Genomic DNA, 19557 nt, shown 5'->3' with positions numbered 1-19557 from the left:
TGAATGCAGTAGGAGAAGTTCCTCCGAAGGAGAAAGGGAAATCAATGAATAAATGGATGAAGGGCATCGCTCTCGCCGCGGTGGCCGCCATGGTGGTGCCTGTCGCCGCCTGCGGTGGCTCGCGAAGCGGTAACACCGGAAGCAGCAAGTCCGGCCAGACCAACATCGGCATCTCGATGCCCGAGCAGCAGCTCGAGCGTTGGCAGATCGATGGCACGAACCTGAAGAAGCAGCTGGAAAGCTACGGCTACAAGGTGACGCTGCAGTACGCGGACGGCAAGACCGACCTGCAGTCCTCGCAGATTCAGAACATGGCCAACCAGGGCGCCAACTACGTGGTCATCGCCTCGATCGATGGCACCGCGACCGGTGCCGCCGCCGAGCAGGCCGCCTCCAACGGCGCGAAGATCATCGCCTATGACCGCCTGATCATGAACACCGACGCCGTCGACTACTACACCACCTTCTCGCTGACCGAAGTCGGCAAGCTGCAGGGCCAGTACATCGAGAAGAAACTCGGTCTGAAGGAAGGCAAGAAGGGCCCGTTCAACGTTGAGCTCATGTCCGGCTCCCCGACCGACAACAACGCGAAGTACTACTACGAGGGCGCTTGGTCGGTGCTCGGACCCTACTTCAAGTCCGGCGTGCTGCAGTCCAAGTCGGGCAAGGTCCCGAAGTCCCCGGCCGACTACCAGTCCATCGGCATCGACAACTGGGATCGCCAGAAGGGCCAGGCCGAGATGGAGAACCGTATCAACTCCTTCTACAACAACGGCACCAAGCTCGACGCGGTCCTCGCTCCGAATGACGCCATCGCGCTCGGCACGGTGAACGCCGTCGAAGGCGCCGGCCTGAACTACTACCCGGTCATCACCGGACAGGACGCCGAGAAGGCCAACGTCCGCGCGATCTTCCAGGGCAAGCAGTCCATGACCGTCTACAAGGACACCCGTAAGCTCGCCAAGACCACCGCCGTGCTGATCAAGGATCTGGTCGACGGCAAGAAGCCGAAGGCCAAGGACACCTTCGACAACGGCAAGAAGAAGGTTCCCTCCTCGCTGCTGACCCCTGTCTCCGTCGACAAGGACAACGCCAAGCAGGAACTGGTTGATTCCGGTTACATTTCCGCCAAGGACGCGGGAATCTGACGGAAGCGTAGTTGAGGTGCCGTGCTGTGTTATTAGCTGTGAATTGATAAGCGGCACGGCACCTTTTCTTTATATCGGTCTACGAAGGAGTAATTGTGCCTAATCAACAGGATGTGATTCTCGAAATGAAACACATCACCAAGCGGTTTGGCCCGGTGACGGCGTTGAGCGACGTCAACATCAGCGTCAAGCGCGGCGAGATCTTCTCGGTGTGCGGAGAGAACGGCGCTGGAAAATCGACTTTGATGAACGTGCTTTCGGGCGTGTATCCCTATGGGTCTTACGATGGGGACATCGTCTACGACGGCCAGACCTGCGAGTTCAAGACCATCCGCGATTCGGAGAAGCTTGGCATCGTGATCATCCACCAGGAGCTGGCCTTGGTGCCCTACATGACGATCGCCCAGAACATCTTCCTGGGCAATCCCATCAAGAAGGGGATCTTCGTCAATGACACCGAACAGCGCAAGATCGCCAAGGAGGTCATGGACACCGTCGGGCTCGATGAGAACCCCGACACCCTGATCGCCAACATCGGCGTCGGCAAGCAGCAGCTGGTCGAGATCGCCAAGGCGTTGACCAAGGACGTCAAGCTGCTCATCCTCGACGAGCCGACCGCGGCCCTGAACGACGAGGAATCGGCGAAGCTGCTTGACCTCATCGACAGATTGCGTCGTGAACGGGGGATCACCGCGATCATCATCTCCCACAAGCTCAACGAGATCGCCGCCTCCGCCGATACCGTCCAGGTCATCCGCGATGGCCAGACGATATCCCACTACGCCATCGACAAGGAGCATCCGCTCGACCAGGACGCCCTGATCCGCGACATGGTCGGCAGGTCGCTGACCAACCGATACCCGGACCACACCTCCAAGATCGGCAAGGAGGTCTTCCGCGTCGAGCACTGGACCGTCCACCATCCCTTGGATGAGGAGCGACTCGTCTCCAACGACGTGAGCTTCAACGTCCGCGCCGGCGAGATTGTCGGTCTGGCGGGTCTGGTGGGTGCGGGCAGAACCGAGACGGCCATGAGCATCTTCGGCCACCAGTACGGCACCGGAGCCACCGGCAAGCTGTTCGTCGAGGGCGAGGAAGTCAAGTTCCCCAACGTCAGCTCGGCCATCGACCACGGCGTCGCCTACGCCACCGAGGATCGAAAGGTCTACGGCCTCAACCTGCTGTCGACCATCAGGGAGAACACCTCGATGGCCAACCTCAAGGGATTGAGCAAGCACGGCGTCATCGACCGCCAGCGTGAGGTGCAGGTGGCGGAGAAGTACCGCCGCGAGTTCCACACCAAGGCGCCCACCATCGAGATGCCCGCGGGCAACCTCTCCGGCGGCAACCAGCAGAAGGTCGTGCTCGCCAAGTGGGTCTCCGCGGATCCCAAGGTGCTGATTCTCGACGAGCCCACCCGTGGCATCGACGTCGGCGCGAAATACGAGATCTACGAGATCATCGACGAGCTGGCCGACAGCGGGAGCGCCGTGGTCGTCATCTCCTCGGAGCTGCCCGAGCTTCTGGGCATCTGCGACCGCATCTACACCATGAACCAGGGGGTGCTCACCGCGTGCCGCAACGCGAAGGACACCAACCAGGAGGAGCTGATGCGTTTCATGACCGACGACACCCGTATGGACTTCGACGAGGCTTTCGCCTAAGCGCCGCTTCTCAACGGTTTTAAGAAAGGAAACTTTAGATTATGGCTTCAGCAGAAATGAAAAGCACGCCGGAAGGCGGCGAGGCGGAGGCTCCGAAGACCGCCTCGATCAAGAGCCTGTTGTTTGGCAACGTCCGCTCCTACGGCATCTACCTGGCACTGGTCCTCGTCATCATCATCTTCCAGATCCTGACGGGCGGCAGGCTGCTCTACCCGAACAACGTGGTGGCGCTCTTCCAGCAGAACGCCTACGTGCTGATCACCGCGATCGGCATGCTCATGCTCATCATCGCCACACACATCGACCTCTCCGTGGGCTCGGTGGTCGCCTTCATCGGCGGCGTCGGCGCGTTCGCCATGAAGAACTGGAACATGAACTGGATGGTCGCCATCGTCTTCATGATCGTCATCGGCCTCCTGATTGGTGTCTGGCAGGGCTTCTGGGTCGCCTTCGTGGGCGTGCCCGCGTTCGTGACCACGCTGGGCGGTATGTTGATCTTCCGTGGTCTCGCCACGGTGGTCGCCGGTGAGTCCATCCCGTTGCAGTCCACGCAGTTCCGCGCCATCGCCAAGGATTACGTGCCCAATATCCTAGGATTCTGGGGCCCGTTCGACGGGCTGACCATCGTCCTCGGCGTCGCGGCCATCGCGCTGTTCATCTGGTCCCAGCTCAACAAGCGCAAGAAGGCCATCAAGAGCGGCGTCACCGCCGATCCGATGTCCTGGATCATCTTGAAGTGCGTCATCGCGGTGCTGGCCATCGGCTACGTGACCTACCTCTTCGCCACCTCCGGCAACGCCAACGCCGGCGGCATCCCGATCGTGCTCGTCATCATCGTGGCGCTCGTGGCGATCTACTGGTTCGTGCTCAACCGCATGGTCCTCGGCCGCGACATCTACGCCGTGGGCGGCAACCGCAAGGCCGCGACCCTCTCCGGCATCAACACCAAGATGGTGGACTTCAAGATCTTCCTCAACATGGGCTTCCTGACCGCCGTCGCGGCCATCATCACCCTTTCCCGTTTGGCTTCGGCGACGGCCCAGACCGGTATGGAGTTCGAGATGGACGCCATCGCGGCCTGCTTCATCGGCGGCGCGGCTGTGGCCGGCGGTGTCGGAACGATTCCCGGCGCCATGGTTGGTGCTCTTATCATGGGCGTCTTGAACCAGGGCCTGTCGATCATGGGTGCCGACGCGGCAATCGTCAAGACCATCAAGGGCCTTGTCGTCATCGCCGCCGTCGCCTACGATCTGGTCAGCAAGAGGAAGAAGGCCTGACGCGCGCCTTGTGGCGTCAGGTGGAATCGACCATCGTGCCGCGTGCCGTCGAAAGCTGAGGCGGCGCGGCGCGGTGGCGTTCCTCGAGGAGCGTCGGAGGCTTGGCCGGGTTTGGCAAGTCCCCGACGTTCTTGTTGTGGTGCCGCCGCGTGTGCGGTGGAGGATATAAGGAATATACGGAATATATAAAGGGTGACGGCTGCGGGCGTGTGGCCCCGGCGGTCGTCTGGCGGTGAGCGGAACGGATATCCTTTGGCGGGTGTCTTTGACCGGGTGTTCTGTCGTGGCCGCCGAATTGTTCGCGAAGAAGATGGACTATGAGCAACAAGGCACGTTTGGGATTCTATGCGCTGGGGAGCATGGCGGCCATCATATGGCTGGCGCAAACGGTGGTCCAAACCATGCAGGACGGCACGCTTTGGAGCGTGGCCAACATCATCTTCATGCTGTGCCTGCTGGTCGCGGCGCTGTATTTCCTCGTCTCGGCGATATTGCTGTGGAGGCGCGGAAGCAAGGGCGTCGATGAAGATGCGAAGGCCGCGGACAGGCATACCGGCAACGGCAAAAGTGATGGCTCTGGCAAGGCTGTCGGCGCTGGCAAAACCGGTGGCGCTGGCAAAACGGGTGGCAAAAGCCATCAGACAAAGAGCAAGCGTTGACGCTGGACGTGACGGTAGACGTTGAATACGAAAAACGTGGGGGACGTTGATATGGATGACGAAGCGAATAATGGCATGGACGACGAGGTTAAGAGGCTGAGGCGGCAATATCCCGATGTCGACAGGCTGTTCGCCGACAAGTGGATGCGATACCGCAAGTCCGAGATCCTGCCGAAGCTGACGTGGAAGTCGCAGGCGACCTGCGCCAAAATCAACCAGATTTACTTCGACGACCCGAAAGAGGCCATGAGGCTTTTCAAGGAGCTGGTGCCCGGGGCGGGGGAGGGCGTTGATTTTCGCCCGCCGATTTACCTAGATTACGGGCTTGGGCTCACCATCGGCGACCGCACGTTCATCAACATGGACCTGCTGATTGTCGGCGGCGGACCGATCTCCATCGGCTCGGACTGCCTGATTGGCACCCGTTGCAGCATCTGCACGCCGAACCACGCCGTGCCAGTCAAGCCGCGGCTCGAGGGCTGGCAGCACAACCAGGACGTCACCATCGGCGACAACGTGTGGCTGGGCAGCAATGTCGTCGTCTGCCCCGGCGTCACGATTGGTGATAATTCCGTCATTGGCGCTGGCTCGGTGGTTGTGCGCGACATCCCCGCCAACAGTGTGGCCGTGGGCAATCCGTGCAAGGTGATTAAGACCGTGCCGGAGGACTGGAGCGCCGAGATGCGCCGTCGGGCTGAAGAGGAATAAGGGATAAGGACGAACCGTGAACTGTGAATGGTTATTGACCGTTTATACGGCTCAGGACGCTAGTTCTGGTCGCTGTCTATATAAAACAAAAACCGTTGTTTCCGCTGACCAATACAAAAGGACCGTTGTGGCTTTCTGTTGAATTGCCACGACGGTCCTTTTCTCTTAGGCAAAGGCGTCTTGAATATTATCGATTTCAGCCGCGTGCCTTAGCGTAGGCCGCGTAGACGGCCGGGGTGGGATCGGCCTCCTCGGTGCCGTCGATGGTCAGCTGCCATTGCGGGGGCTCCGGGGCGCCGGAGAGCACCCACGCGGCCTGGCGGGCGGCGCCGATGGCCACGTATTCGTCGGTGGTGGGGCGGGTGACCGGCATGTCGAGGATCGCCGGGGCGAGCTCTCGCACGGCCTTGGATTTCGCGCCGCCGCCGATGAGCAGGATGCGGTTGATTTCGGCGCCCAGGGCCCTGATGAGCTCGAGGCAGTCGCGTTGCGAGCAGAGCAGGCCCTCGACGAAGGCGCGGGCCAGGTTCTCCTTGGTGGTGTTGGCCAGGGTCATCCCGCTGAGCGTGGCGCTCGCGTCGGGACGGTTTGGGGTGCGCTCGCCGTCGAAATAGGGGACGAGGGTGAGCCCGTCGGCTCCAGCATTGGCGGCCATGGCGAAGCGGCCGAGCTCGTCGTAATCCACGCCGAGCGCGGCGCATCCGGCGTCGAGGATTCGCGAGCCGTTGATGGTGCAGGCCAGCGGAAGATAATGGCCGGTGCAGTCGGCGAAGCCTGAGATGGCGCCGGTCAGGTCGTAGACCGGGCGTTCGGCGATGGCCGCGGCGACACCCGAGGTGCCCAGCGAGATGCTGACGTCGCCCACCGACATCCCCAGGCCCAGCGAGGCCATGGCGTTGTCGCCGCCACCGGGGCCGATGATGCAGCCGCCTTCGATGGCCTTGCCTGCCACGGCTGGCGAGGCCTTCACCGGGGCGATGTCGCGCGGGCCAAGGACCTTCGGCAGGATGATGTCGTGCCGTCCGAGCGCCATGTCGATGAGGTCGAGGCGGTAGGCGTCGTTGGCGGAATCGTAGTAGCTGGTGCCCGAGGCGTCGGAACGGTCGGTGAACAAGGCGTCCAGATGGGCGTCCTCGCCCTCGGCCACGGGCCCGAAGCCGGCGATGCGCCAGCTCAGCCAGTCGTGGGGCAGACAGACCGCCGCAATCTTCTCCACGTTCTCAGGTTCATTCTCGGCCACCCACGCCAGCTTGGTCAACGTGTAAGAGGCGACGGGGGAGGAACCCACGGCCTTCACCCAGCGCTGCTTGCCGCGGGCGGTCACGTCCTCGGGTTCGCCTTCGTCCGCTGGCTCGTCCTCGCCCAGTCGTTGAATGAGGTCCGCCGCCTGGGGCGCCGAACGGGTGTCGTTCCAGAGCAACGCGTCGCGGATCACGCGGCCGCGCTTGTCGAGCAAAACCATGCCATGCTGTTGGCCGCCGACGGCCAACGCCGAGACGTCGTCGAGCCCGCCGGCCTGCTCAGCGGCCTGGCGGAACGCCTGCCACCAGTATTCGGGGTCGACGCTCGTGCCGTCGGGGTGCTTGGCCTGGCCGAAACGCACGAGTTTACCGGTCGCGGCGTCGGTGACGCGCACCTTGGTCGATTGGGTGGAGGTGTCGATGCCCGCCACCAGCGTGGAGGATTGGTGATTCGCCCCTGTTGTCTGACCCGTCATGAGCCAACCTGCCTTTCAGCTTGCCATTTCTTGCCGTCGAGCATCTGCGTCATTCGCTTGGACGCCTTGTGCCGCTTCGTCGCCGCGATGTGGTGTCCGTTGGAATCCATATGCCCAAAGTCACGCAAAATCTGTTTGGAAACGTGGAAAATCCATGGGACCGATACCCACGATGGCCTCTTTGTTGTACCATGGATTATATTAGTTAAATCAATGAATTATCGCAAGTTGACTATCGTCTTGCGGGATATGAAAAGGATTGACAAAGGCCTTGAGGTAGGATATTGCGCTGGTGTGACTGATAACGTGAAAACAATTGACCAAAAGGAGTAATGAATGGCGCTGAGAAGCATCAACCAGGAAGATCTACGCAACCACAACCTCTCTGTGGTGCTCAGCACCTTGCTCCAGTCCTCGAAGCCGATGAGCCGCGCGAAGCTGGCGAAGGCCACCGGGCTCACGAAGGCGTCGATGTCGCTTTTGGTGCCCATGCTCATCTCCTCAAAAGTGCTCGATGAGGGTAAGCCCGTCTACCAAGGCGCGAGCTACGGGCGACCCAGCACCCCGCTGACCGTCTCGGGCAGCCGTTTCTGCTCGATTGGTATGCAGATCAACACCGATGGCTACGGCTGCATGGTGCTGGGGCTCGACGGTACCGTGGTGTTCGAGCATTGGGTGAGCCAGCCGATGGGCGGCAGCGACCCCCAGGAGGTTTTTGAAAAACTTGACGGGCTGGTTGCCAAAGGTGAGGAGGAGATCGGCAAGAGAGGGTTGTGCATGGTCGGCTCGGGTCTTGCGATTCCCGCTTTGGTGACCGACGACAAGCAATTGCTTTCGGCTAGGAACCTGGGGTGGGGGGAGCTGCAACTCCCCGATTTCCCCGTGGTCAGCCGGTTGGACGTGGTGGTGGAGAACGAGGCCAACCTGGGCGCTTTGGCCCAGATACCCGGCTATGCCACGCCGCGCACGCGCAAAGGTGTGATCCGCCCTTCCGACTCGTTCCTGTATATCTCCACCGACATCGGCGTCGGCGGCGCGGTGGTGCGCCATGGGCGCGTCGAGCAAGGAGACCGTGGGTTCGCCGGGGAGCTTGGGCATGTCTCCGTCGCTTTGGATGGGCCGCAGTGTGCATGTGGCCGCTGCGGATGCCTCGAGATGTATGCGGGCAGAAGGGCCCTGGTGGAGGCCTCCGGAGTGGCGGGCCCCGAGGCCTCGACGAGGATCGAGGCCGTGGACGAGGTGCTCGAGCGCTGGAGGAAGCGTGACGGGCGCACCGTCGCCGCCGTCGACAGGGCCGTGCGCGCTCTGGCCTCCGCGCTGGCCTCGGCCATCAACATCCTCGACATCGATTCCGTCGTACTCGGCGGCTTTTGGAGCAAGTTCGGCAAGACGCTGACTCGCCGGCTCGGTCACGAGTTGGAGATGCAGGTGGTGAGTTACCCCAAGGTGCAGCCGCGCGTGCTGCTGCCCGATGTGAGCGACAGGCCGGCGCTGCTGGGGGCCGCGCAGCTGGGGTTGCGCCGGTTCATCGACGACCCGCTGCGTTATATCGACCAGGATGCATAGACGGTTCCGTTGCTGATCGCGTGTTCCTGATTGGCTTGCCGTGATATCCGTGATATTCGCGTGCGTGCCAGCTGGTTCGCATGTTGCCTTTTGCAGCATGCCATAAGCTGCGCCGATAGCGCGGTGGCGCGGCGGCCGTATGCCGGATGCTAGAGTGGCGCGTGGCGTCTCCGCCCGAGCTGCGCAGGTCAAGGGGCGTCGGATAAGCAACCGCTGTGCGCAGTCTTGGAACCAAAGGCCCCATCATGCCCAAAACCGTTCGAAAACCCGACAAACAATCCTCTGAAATCTCTTCTTCCCATTCCCTATCTTCCTCTAACGGTCAGGGCGGCGGCATCCGCTCTGGCGCTGGGCGTTTGCGCTGGCGTTCGGCCGATATCGCGGTCGGCGCGGCGCTCGGCGTGGCCTGCGGCGTGGTGTTCTGGGGCTTCAACTTCGCCTACTCGTGGATCTCGCCCCTGCTCGGCGCCATCCTGCCGGGCGTGTCCAGCCTGCTACACGCCTTCTGGTATTTCTCGGGCCCGCTGGCGATCCTGATCATCCGCAAACCCGGCGCGGCCGTCTATGTCAATTTCATCGGCAGCGTGGCGGAGATGCTCTTCGGCAACCAGTATTCCTTCGGGTTCGTCTTCATCTCGGCGCTGCTGCAGGGCGTCTTCGCCGAGATTCCCTTCGCCTGCCTGCGCTACCGCAAGTTCAACCTCGGCCTGAGCGTCGTCTCGGGGGCGCTGGTCGCGCTGGAATACGGCGTCTACGTGCTGCTTTTCAAGTTCCAGGGCGTGGCGTTTGCCAGCCCGCGCGGCATCACGCATATGATCTGCGAGCTCATCGGCGGCGTGCTGATCGCCGGGGTGATGAGCTGGTTCCTCTATCTCGCCATTGCCAGGACCGGCGCGCTCGACCGTTTCGCCTCGGGGCGGGCCGTGCGCAAGGAACGGTGAACTGGCGGGTCGAGTTGGTTCTAATTGGGGCCTTTGGCTCAATTATCAGGAGAATCCGCTGGTCGAAACCCCGCGTCGCCAGCGCGGCGATGGTCAGAGCATTTGTTAAACTGGATTGGTTGGCTTTGGCCAGCTTGGGGATTTAGCTCAGTCGGTTAGAGCAGCGGACTCATAATCCGTCGGTCCAGGGTTCAAGCCCCTGAGTCCCCACCACTCGGAGTCTCTGTAATAACAATGGTTTGGTTGGTTTTCTTTTTCATTCGCAAAGGTGTGGAAATGGAAAACTGTGTGCCAACTGTGTGCCATCTTTCATGTTTTCAAATATCGCGGCACCGCATGGGGCGGACAAAGAGGGATTATGGGTTTGCGATGGCATGTCTATAAGCTGACACCTGAAACCGCGAGTTAACTTTTGTCTGTTAACATATAGAGAACAAAACAGTTTTAGGAGGTCAAAATGGGTGATACAACTTTCGCTTCTGGCGCTCTAAAAAAAGCTGAGAAATATTCCGAATATGCAGGAGAACGGATTGATAAAGCTGTTGGGGATGATGCGATTCCCGCTGAAGCTGCTATTGAGACAATCAATAAGTTATTAAATCAAGCTGGACAGTTGCATATTCCGGTGGATTTATTTTGTGTGGCGCAAAAACTTGGCATTGATGTCAAGTATGAGCTGATGGAACATGGTCAGGATGGTAGGCTACAGAAACCCGAGGGTGGAAGATTCGAAGCTGTGCTCAACATAGCTCAACACCCTCATCGTCAGCGTTTTACTTTGGCGCATGAGCTTGGGCATTATGTTCATCAGCACCAAGATACTATGATGAAGGAAGCCGTGGGAGGGGATAATCGTGATGAGATATCTTCACTTGGCGTCAAGCCAGATGAAATTTGGGCAAATCGTTATGCTTCTGCTCTGCTGATGCCGGGGGCTGCAGTGAAAAGCTATTGGAAAAACGGGATGTCGCGTTCGGATATGGCTCAGATTTTTAATGTTTCTCAACAAGCCATGGATTTGAGGATTGCAAGCCTGGGGCTTGTAGATTTGCCGCAACAAAGGTGATATTTCAGTATGTGCGACATAGACCAACGAAGTGGAACTCAGATTTATACAATTCCTTTGAGTGAAGTCCATATCAATGAGGAACGGGCGGATAATAGATCCTCTGAGGCGAGCAACAAAGATCGCCATAAGAAATATATGGATTTTCTTGATGAAATGAATGGCCAAAATGATTTGGCTATGCGGAAGAGTCTTAAGAAGTGGGCTTTGGTCTTTGTGGCTATTCAACTTTTGGCTTGTGATGTTGGTATGGGTTTGTATATGATGCAGATGGTCTCCAACGGCTTGGTTGCTTCTATAAGTGATGGGGTCCTTATAGCTTGGATGTCCTCGAGTCTTGTTGAAGTAATCGGCATTCTGTGGGTTATCGCCAGGAATCTCTTTCCGTTCCGTGATAACCAGCGGGATAAAGTTGCTGAGAAGGAGTTCAATCGGATGACCAAGCTTATAGAAGCGGTCAACAAACACTAAATAACGGATTGTTGGACTAATCTGTTTGAGAACCTAATGATGTCCTTATTGTAAGATTTGACAAGTGATTTTGAGCTGTAGTTGATATCGATTATGTAGGGAATGTCCAGCTTGCCCGATTCGATGCTGACAATCAGACATGACGGATTCATAAGAGAACTCACTAACGTCCTTGATGCATCTAAAAGCTCCTAATGATCTCATGTCTTGTTTTGTGGGGATATCGCCGCTTTTCGGAATGAGCTGTCCACAACTATGATAGATATGATCCGATAAAGAAATAAATTTGTCCTGCCCGATAATGGAGTCCTCTGGGACAAGATTGTAACGTGGATATGTAGCCGATGTCTTCTGTTTTAGTTATCGGTTATGGCTATTTTCGCCCTTTCGTCCTCTGTTTGCCAGCTGCGTGTTCTGCCGGGAGCAGTACCCTTGCCTTGGTCCCCTTTCGTGAAAGCTTGGTCCAGATCATTATGTATTTTCCTTGGTATTCTCCCGTTTTTTAGGACGCATTGGGTGAGTTCAAGATCATATTTACTGCCATGATAAGGATCTTCTGTAAGGGTAAGAGTGCCATGGTCAAACGTTGCGTCACATTTTCTGGCGAGATCCGCGAGAGATGGTGGTGGCTGCAGACTGTAAACACTCCAGCTGATGACGAGCAATACCGTTACTAAAATCACTCCGATAATGAGCGTGGCTACTTTGGTCGTGTGGCATGTGTCTTTGCGATTTTCCTTCCAGTATAATTCTGATTCTGTGTGTTGCAAAACTGTCGCGAAATCTGGTAATGGAATCCTGATGGTTCTCTTCGTTGATTTATACCTTCTGGTTGTTGTTCTGCTTTAGGCATGTCTATGCCCCTCTTTCGATTTTGTAATACCGGTTAGGAGAATCCTATCGCGTCGGCAACTGTGGCAGCGCCGATTCTAGGTAAGCATGGATGATTTACCGCAATCATCGAATCGTTGACGAGTTCATCGCATCAATTGCTTGGACAACTCATAAGTGGACAATCTAGTTTTAGTGGTTGCTTTGGAGGTATTTGCGTCTTACCGCAATCTATATGGGAAGGTATGGGCCGCTATGTATCTAATGGACCAGGGCGCAGCATTTTTGCGTGTAGCCAATTTTGTCGTCAAAGAGAATCCTGGTGTTTTTGCTTGTCGTCTTCTGGGCGGGATTGGAACTGTGAATATGATTTAACTAGACAGTTGCGTGATTTCTTCGATTTCTCCTTTGGGTCCTATCTTTGCTAGGTGCTCATGACGAGAGATTTTATGGTTGGGTAATTCCCTGCGAATTAGTCGGAATCTAACTATACGCCCAAGGCGAACGCTTGGTATGGCGGGCGTCGCTTGCCTGTTGAACGGTATGCGAGATGTTCCTGAGAATGGAGACGGGGTTTCGCGCCAACGATTGCGGTTCCGCAGTGGCCTTGGCGTGGTTCCCGGTCAGCGCTCGCTGTTATAATCCCATTGTTCCGGTTCACGTCTGACCATCGGGGTTAGGCGACCCGGGTCACCTGAATTCCTTAGGAGACATTATGAAGCAGGGTATTCATCCCGATTATCACACCGTGCAGGTCACCTGCTCGTGTGGCAACACGTTCGTCACCCGTTCGACCGCCAAGGGCGATCACATGACGGTTGATGTGTGCTCGCACTGCCATCCCTTCTACACCGGCAAGCAGAAGATTCTCGACACCGGTGGCCGCGTGGCGCGCTTCGAGAAGCGTTATGGCAAGAGGAGCAAGTAGCTTTTCGTTATTCGCCAGCCTATGGTTCGGGTCGTTTCGGCCCGGCTTGGGCTGGCGTTTTTATTGGTGCGGTGTGTGTTCACACCTATGGCTGCGCACATCGGGTAGCCCGCGAATACCGCAATAAACAAGGTATGGGCAGGCAGAAATAAAGGACTTTATATGGCAGACGAGCAATTTCCGGCGGCGCAAAGCGCTTTGGAGGAGTACCAGGACATCGAGCGGCAGATGAGCCAGCCCGAGGTCGCCTCCGATCCCAAGGCGATTCGCAAGCTGGGCCGTCGCCATGCGCAGCTCGGCACCATCGTCGAGGCCTACCGCGGCTGGCAGCATGCCAAGGAGGACGCCGAAGCGGCCAAGGAGATGGCCGGCGAGGACGCCGATTTCGCCGAGGAGGCCAAGCGGCTTGAGGCGCTGGTGGCGCCTGCCGAAGAGAAGCTGCGCAGCGCGCTGATTCCGCGCGATCCAGACGACGTGCGCGATACCATCATGGAGATCAAGGCCGGTACCGGCGGCGAAGAAGCCGCGCTCTTTGCCGGCGATCTGCTGCGTATGTACACCCGTTACGCCGAGAAGCGCGGCTGGTCCACCACCATCCAAAGCGAGAACAGCACGGAGCTCGGCGGTGTCAAGGACGTGCAGGTCGCCATCCGCGCCAAGGGCAATCCGGCGCCCGAGGACGGGGTGTGGGCGAGTCTCAAATACGAGGGTGGCGTGCACCGCGTGCAGCGCATCCCCGTCACCGAATCGCAAGGGCGCATTCAGACCTCAGCGGCCGGCGTCATCGTCTTCCCGGAAGCCGACGAGGACGACGACGAGATCGAGGTCGATCCCAAAGACCTCAAAATCGACATCTTCATGAGCTCCGGGCCCGGCGGCCAGTCCGTCAACACCACGTATTCCGCGGTGCGCATGACCCATATCCCCACCGGCATCGTGGTGAGCATGCAGGACGAGAAGTCGCAGATTCAGAATCGTGCGGCCGCGTTGCGCGTCTTGAAATCGCGCTTGCTGGCGATGAAGCATGAAAAGGAAGCGGCGGAAGCGGCCGATATGCGCCATTCACAGGTCCGCTCGCTCGACCGTTCCGAACGCATCCGTACCTATAATTTCCCCGAGAACCGCATCGTCGACCATCGCACGAACTACAAGGCTTACAACCTCGACCAAGTGCTCGACGGCGACCTGCAGGCCGTCATCGACAGCGACATCCAGGCCGACGAGGCCGCGCGTCTCGCCAAAACCGACTGAGCGAAGGTAGGCGGGCAATGGCGGAGGACGTGGCGCGTTCGACATCCGAGATGGTGCGGCAGGCGGCCGATTGGCTCAAAGCCGCCGGTGTCGAAACACCACGAAACGACGCGAAGCTGCTGCTCGCCGAGGCGTTTGGGGTCAAGCCCGGCGATGTCGAGAAATCGATCTTGCTGGATACGCCGTTGCATAGCACTCTCAATAGCGATGCAACCGATGGCGTCGACATGCATCGCATCAATGGTGATGACGATTCTGGAGGGGCTTTGCAACCGGGCTTGGAAACGAGCGAATCGAACGGGTCTTCTGCGAATGCCGATAGTGACGATAGTGATTCGGAAAACAGCGATGCCGATGACGCGGCGATTCGCCGGTTCGCCGTGATGGTGGCCAGGCGCAAGCAGCGCGAGCCGTTGCAATATATCGTCGGGCACGCTCCATTCCGCTATCTGGATCTCGAGGTCGGTCCGGGCGTCTTCATCCCGCGACCCGAGACCGAGACGGTGGTGCAGGCCGCGATCGACTGGATCACGCGCGAGAAGCTCTGCCCATCGCGCGTCGTCGATCTGTGCGCGGGCAGCGGCGCCATCGGCCTTTCGGTGGTCACCGAGGTTCCCGGCAGCGAGGTGTGGGCCGTGGAATATTCGAAAAGCGCCATCCAATGGGCCAGACGCAACGAGCGTATCGTTTTCGGCGAACATTCCCTGGCAGGCTACAACTATCACCTCGAACAGGGCGACGCCACCGACGCCACCATGCTTTCGCAACTCGACGGCACCATCGACGTGGTGGTGACCAACCCACCCTACGTCCCCGAGGCCGATGTCCCGGAACAGCCCGAGGTGCGGGACCACGACCCGAAAATGGCGTTATATGGCGGTTCCTCCGATGGCGTGCTCATTCCCGAGCAGATCGTGACCCGTGCGGCCCATCTGCTGCGGCCCGGGGGAGCGCTGGTGATGGAGCACGACATCTCGCAGGCCGAGCGCCTGGTGGATTTCGCCCGCGTCAACGGGTTCGGCGAGGCGAGGACCGGAGAGGACCTTACCGGCAGGCCGCGCTATCTTTTCGCGATCAAAGACTGAGGGCTTTGCGGAGGAGAGCAGGATTAGCTTAGCTTCGCCATGTCTTGTCAGATGTTTCGAGCCTTGTCGCGCCCGCGAATTCTCACTCGCTATACGTAAACACGGAGAGCCGAGGCGACGGTGCCCTGACATCGCCGCGGTGGTGGTGAAGTCGTGACGGAATGGTGCAATGGTGGGGTATTCGAAGCCGGGAGGATGTATGAGCGAAGTATGCGCGATCAATGACGAGAACCTTGCGAAGGCCAAGGAAATCGTTGCCGGTGGCGGCCTGGTGGTGCTGCCCACCGACACGGTCTACGGCATCGCCTGCGACCCGTTCAACGAGCGTGCGATCTCGCGCATCTACGAGGCCAAGCAGCGCCCGAGGTACAAGGCCCTGCAGATCCTCCTCGCCTCCGTCGATGACCTTGACAAGCTGGGCCTGTATCTGCCCGTCCCGCTCAACCGTCTGGCCGCCGCGTTCCTGCCCGGCCCGTTCTCACCGATCGCCGTGGCCAAGGCGGATTCGAAACTGTGCACCTTGCGGCGGGAGCAGAACGGTGCCCGCACGCAGGGGGTACGCGTGCCCAATTCCAACGAGTGCCTCAAGACGTTGCGGGCCACCGGCCCCCTGGCCTGCTCCAGCGCGAATCGCAGCGGCCAGGAGAGCGCGCAGACCGTCGAGGAGGCGGTCGCGGCGTTCGGCGACGATGTGGACCTTTACCTTGACGGCGGTGCCACCGGTGGGCATGTGGCCAGCACCGTGGTCGCCGCCGACGCCACCGAGCGCGACGGCATCTCGATCGTGCGCGAGGGCGTGATCAGCGAGAAGACCATCCGCGAGGCGCTGCACATCAACGGCGGGAGCCTGGGCGCGTGAGAGTCTACCTGTTCATCGCCGCGATCGCGGGAGGGGCCACATGGCTGGTCACCCCCCTCGTGCGGCATCTGGCCATCGAGCTGGGGGCCGTGGGGGAGGTGCGCGCCCGCGACGTGCACACCGTGCCCACGCCCCGCATGGGTGGCCTCGCCATGCTCATCGGGCTGATCGTCTCGGTGCTTTTCGCCAGCAAGATGCCTTTGATTTCGGGGCTGTTCGTCGGCTCGCACCAGGCTTGGATCGTGTTGGCCGGGGCCGTGCTGATCTGCCTGCTTGGCATCGCCGATGACCTGTGGGACCTCGATTGGATGCTCAAACTTGCCGGGCAGCTGCTCATATCCGTTTTCGTGGCCTGGGGCGGCGTGCAGATCATCTTCCTGCCGTTCGGCTCGCTGGTCACGGCTTCGCCGAGCATCTCCATGGCCATCACCGCATTCCTCATCGTCGCCTCGATCAACGCGGTCAATTTCGTCGACGGCCTCGACGGCCTCTCCTCGGGCATCGTGGCGATTGGCGGCATCGCCTTCGGTGCCTACTCCTATATCCTCGCGCGCTCATCGCCGAGCTACGCCTCGATGGCCACCATGTTCGACATGGCGCTGGTGGGCATCTGCGTCGGCTTCCTTTTGCACAACTGGCATCCGGCCAAGCTCTTCATGGGCGATTCCGGCTCGATGCTCTTGGGCTACCTCATCACCTGCGCGTCGATCATCATGACCGGCCACCTCGACCCGGCCTCGATCCACACCAGCGTCTACCTGCCGGTGTTCATGCCAATCCTGCTGCCGATCCTCGTGCTCTTTCTGCCCGTGCTCGACATGTGCCTGGCCATCGTGCGCCGCCTGAGCAAGGGGCAGTCGCCGATGCACCCGGACCGCATGCACCTGCACCACCGCATGCTGCGCATCGGCCACAGCGTGCAGGGGGCGGTGCTCATCCTCTGGGGCTGGGCCGCGCTCATCTCCTTCGGCTCGATCATGATCCTCTTCTTCAAGGCGCAGTATGTGCTCATCGGCATGGCCATCGCCGCCGTCATCCTCACGGTGCTCACGATGTTCCCGTATCTGGTCCGGCGTTGGCTTGAGATTCAGAAGTTCGAGGGCGAGGCGCCCCTTGTCGAGCAACCGGCTGAGAAGGCCCCCACCATCCGTGGGGCGCAGCATGGTGCTCCGAGCGAGGAATCGTTCGATAATCCTGATGCGAAGTCTGGGACTGCGGTAAATATCGCGGGGAATGCCACTGATTATTCGGATGAAAGCGTCAATTGACAAGGTGTAAAGGGCCGCTGAAAATCCTGTAATACAATAATAAAAATCAGATACGAAAAGGCTCGTTGCCCGGATGTCGCCTTCGTCACCCCGCGCCCATATAGTTGTGCTATGGCTATAAATCCTCAATCTGATATCCAGTCATCCTACAATCCGTTGCCTCCCGTTTTCCAAAAGCTGGGACTGGCATATGACGACGTCCTGCTGCTCCCCAACGAGACCGACGTCATCCCCTCGCAGGTCGACACGACCACGCATCTGACCCGTGAGATCACCATGAAGGTCCCGGTGCTCTCGGCCGCCATGGACACGGTCACCGAATCCGACATGGCGATCGCGATGGCCCGCAACGGCGGCATCGGCGTGCTGCACCGCAACCTCTCCATCGACGACCAGGCCTCGCAGGTCGACATCGTCAAGCGCAGCGAGTCGGGCATGATCACCAACCCGCTCACCGTCAACCCCGAGGCCACCCTTGCCGATCTCGACAAGCAGTGTGGCCGTTTCCATATCTCGGGCCTGCCCGTGGTCGACAACGACAACAAGCTGCTCGGCATCATCACCAACCGTGACATGCGCTTCATCGATCCCGATGACTACGAGCACCTCAAGGTCAAGGACGTGATGACCAAGGAGGGACTCATCACCGGTCCCGCCAATATTTCCCGCGCCGACGCCCACGACCTGCTCGCCAAGTACAAGGTCGAGAAGCTGCCGTTGGTCGACAAGGAAGGCAAGCTCGCCGGCCTCATCACCGTCAAGGACTTCGTGAAGACCGAGCAGTACCCCGACGCCACCAAGGACGACCAAGGCCGTCTGCGGGTCGCCGCGGGCATCGGCTTCCTCGGCGACGCCTGGCAGCGCGCCTCCGCGCTGATGGAGGCGGGCGTCGACGTGCTGGTAGTCGACACGGCCAACGGCGAGGCGCACCTGGCGCTCGACATGATCAAGCGGCTCAAGTCCGACAGCGCCTTCAACGGCGTGCAGATTATCGGCGGCAACGTGGCCACGGCCTCGGGCGCGCAGGCGATGATCGACGCCGGCGTGGACGCGGTGAAGGTCGGTGTGGGCCCCGGCTCCATCTGCACCACACGCGTGGTCGCCGGCATCGGCGTGCCGCAGCTCACCGCCGTCTATGACGCGGCCCAGGTCTGCCGCGCGGCGGGCGTGCCTTGCATCGCCGACGGTGGCATCCACTACTCCGGCGACATCGCCAAGGCGCTTGTGGCCGGTGCCTCCACCGTCATGCTCGGCGGCGCGCTCGCCGGCTGCGACGAGACTCCAGGTGAGAAGGTGCTGCTGCACGGCAAGCAGTACAAGCTCTACCGTGGCATGGGCTCGCTGGGCGCGATGGCCCCGCGTGGCAAGAAGTCCTACTCCAAGGACCGTTACTTCCAGGCCGACGTCACCAGCAAAGACAAGGTCATCCCCGAAGGCGTGGAGGGCGAGGTGCCGTATCGCGGCTCGCTCAACGCGGTGCTCTACCAGATGATTGGCGGCCTGCACCAGTCGATGTTCTACATCGGCGCGCACAACATCAAGGAGATGGCCGAGAAGGGCCGCTTCATCCGCATCACCACCGCCGGGCTGCGCGAATCGCACCCGCACGACATCGTGATGACGACGGAGGCCCCCAACTACAGCGGTTTCCACAACGACTGATTCCTTTTCCACTTTAGCAATCAGTGATTGACGTGGCTGGGCGGAGATATATGACGTTCGGGACGCTCCTTGGCCGCTCGGCCATGTCTTACGCCCGAACATCACATATCTCCGCCCAGCCACTCAACTGTCAGAACGATAATGAGAATAATGTATGAGATGTTGCCCAAATCCAATGGCGTTTGTGGGCGCACCTATTTAAGCGGAATAAAACTGGTTAACCATAGACTGTTTTTGGAATATTACTGTTGTTGATTTATCAATGTAAAAGAGCTCTAAGACTATTCTCCATCTTTTCGTCGTTTATCTCGTTGAGTGGTGGGGTGGGGATGTTCGATGTCAGACCGTAAAGACTTGGCCGCAAAATCAGGGATTTTGCCTTCGCGCTCGTACGTCGCGCTCACTTCGCCTACAGGAAGTCCACCGGACTTCCTGCTTAACGGCTCAGCCCGGAGC

The 19557-nt window shown here is 59.5% G+C and carries 16 protein-coding genes and 1 tRNA gene; 16 read left to right on the top strand and 1 reads right to left on the bottom strand.

All coding sequences use genetic code 11. The features are described 5' to 3' along the window. Positions 1–44 precede the first annotated feature (44 nt). The 5 genes from OZY47_RS05925 (at position 45) to OZY47_RS05905 (ending at position 5456) form a co-directional block, all read left to right on the top strand. A complete protein-coding gene (locus tag OZY47_RS05925) occupies positions 45–1148 on the top strand; it encodes a sugar-binding protein (protein WP_277177426.1) in 1104 nt (367 codons plus the stop codon). A gap of 125 nt (positions 1149–1273) precedes the next feature. Beyond that, entirely contained in the window at positions 1274–2812 is a 1539-nt protein-coding gene (locus OZY47_RS05920) for a sugar ABC transporter ATP-binding protein (protein WP_277179188.1), read from the top strand. A gap of 56 nt (positions 2813–2868) precedes the next feature. Further along, positions 2869–4089 (top strand): multiple monosaccharide ABC transporter permease, encoded by a 1221-nt coding sequence (mmsB, locus tag OZY47_RS05915; protein WP_277179186.1) that lies wholly within the window; start codon positions 2869–2871, stop codon positions 4087–4089. Positions 4090–4406: 317 nt separating this feature from the next. Further along, entirely contained in the window at positions 4407–4748 is a 342-nt protein-coding gene (locus tag OZY47_RS05910; protein WP_277177425.1) for a hypothetical protein, read from the top strand. A 75-nt stretch (positions 4749–4823) separates the two neighbouring features. Continuing rightward, positions 4824–5456 (top strand): sugar O-acetyltransferase, encoded by a 633-nt coding sequence (locus OZY47_RS05905; RefSeq protein WP_277179183.1) that lies wholly within the window; start codon positions 4824–4826, stop codon positions 5454–5456. 196 nt (positions 5457–5652) lie between these two features. Here the strand turns inward: OZY47_RS05905 and OZY47_RS05900 are convergent, their stop codons facing one another. Continuing rightward, positions 5653–7173 carry an FGGY family carbohydrate kinase gene (locus OZY47_RS05900; RefSeq protein ID WP_277177424.1) on the bottom strand — a complete coding sequence of 507 codons (1521 nt, stop codon included), beginning with the start codon at positions 7171–7173 and terminating at the stop codon, positions 5653–5655. A 336-nt stretch (positions 7174–7509) separates the two neighbouring features. On the opposite strand from OZY47_RS05900, the gene OZY47_RS05895 reads away from it, so the two are divergent. From OZY47_RS05895 to guaB, 11 genes are all read left to right on the top strand, one after another. Beyond that, positions 7510–8739, top strand: coding sequence for an ROK family protein (locus tag OZY47_RS05895; protein ID WP_277177423.1), 1230 nt, complete (start codon positions 7510–7512; stop codon positions 8737–8739). 356 nt (positions 8740–9095) lie between these two features. Next, entirely contained in the window at positions 9096–9680 is a 585-nt protein-coding gene (locus OZY47_RS05890) for an ECF transporter S component (RefSeq protein WP_277177422.1), read from the top strand. Between the two features lie 136 nt (positions 9681–9816). Next, positions 9817–9893 (top strand) — tRNA-Ile (locus tag OZY47_RS05885). Between the two features lie 244 nt (positions 9894–10137). Then, entirely contained in the window at positions 10138–10746 is a 609-nt protein-coding gene (locus OZY47_RS05880) for an ImmA/IrrE family metallo-endopeptidase (protein WP_277177421.1), read from the top strand. A 57-nt stretch (positions 10747–10803) separates the two neighbouring features. After that, on the top strand, positions 10804–11217 hold the full coding sequence (locus OZY47_RS05875) for a hypothetical protein (protein WP_277177420.1): 414 nt from the start codon (positions 10804–10806) through the stop codon (positions 11215–11217). A 1546-nt stretch (positions 11218–12763) separates the two neighbouring features. Next, positions 12764–12976, top strand: a complete 213-nt coding sequence (rpmE, locus tag OZY47_RS05870; RefSeq protein WP_277168027.1) for a 50S ribosomal protein L31 — start codon at positions 12764–12766, stop codon at positions 12974–12976. Between the two features lie 162 nt (positions 12977–13138). Beyond that, positions 13139–14227 (top strand): peptide chain release factor 1, encoded by a 1089-nt coding sequence (gene prfA / locus OZY47_RS05865; protein ID WP_277177419.1) that lies wholly within the window; start codon positions 13139–13141, stop codon positions 14225–14227. Positions 14228–14244: 17 nt separating this feature from the next. Next, a complete protein-coding gene (gene prmC, locus OZY47_RS05860; RefSeq protein ID WP_277177418.1) occupies positions 14245–15312 on the top strand; it encodes a peptide chain release factor N(5)-glutamine methyltransferase in 1068 nt (355 codons plus the stop codon). Between the two features lie 199 nt (positions 15313–15511). Continuing rightward, entirely contained in the window at positions 15512–16171 is a 660-nt protein-coding gene (locus tag OZY47_RS05855) for an L-threonylcarbamoyladenylate synthase (RefSeq protein WP_277177417.1), read from the top strand. Continuing rightward, positions 16168–17439, top strand: coding sequence for an MraY family glycosyltransferase (locus tag OZY47_RS05850; RefSeq protein ID WP_277177416.1), 1272 nt, complete (start codon positions 16168–16170; stop codon positions 17437–17439). Before OZY47_RS05855 ends, OZY47_RS05850 begins: the two co-directional genes overlap by 4 nt. A gap of 111 nt (positions 17440–17550) precedes the next feature. Beyond that, positions 17551–19101 (top strand): IMP dehydrogenase, encoded by a 1551-nt coding sequence (guaB, locus tag OZY47_RS05845; RefSeq protein WP_277177415.1) that lies wholly within the window; start codon positions 17551–17553, stop codon positions 19099–19101. Positions 19102–19557 lie beyond the last annotated feature (456 nt).

The organism is Bifidobacterium sp. ESL0790, assembly GCF_029395435.1.
In the GTDB taxonomy this organism is placed as follows: Bacteria; Actinomycetota; Actinomycetes; order Actinomycetales; family Bifidobacteriaceae; genus Bifidobacterium.
This window is presented reverse-complemented; position numbering and strand designations above follow the sequence as displayed.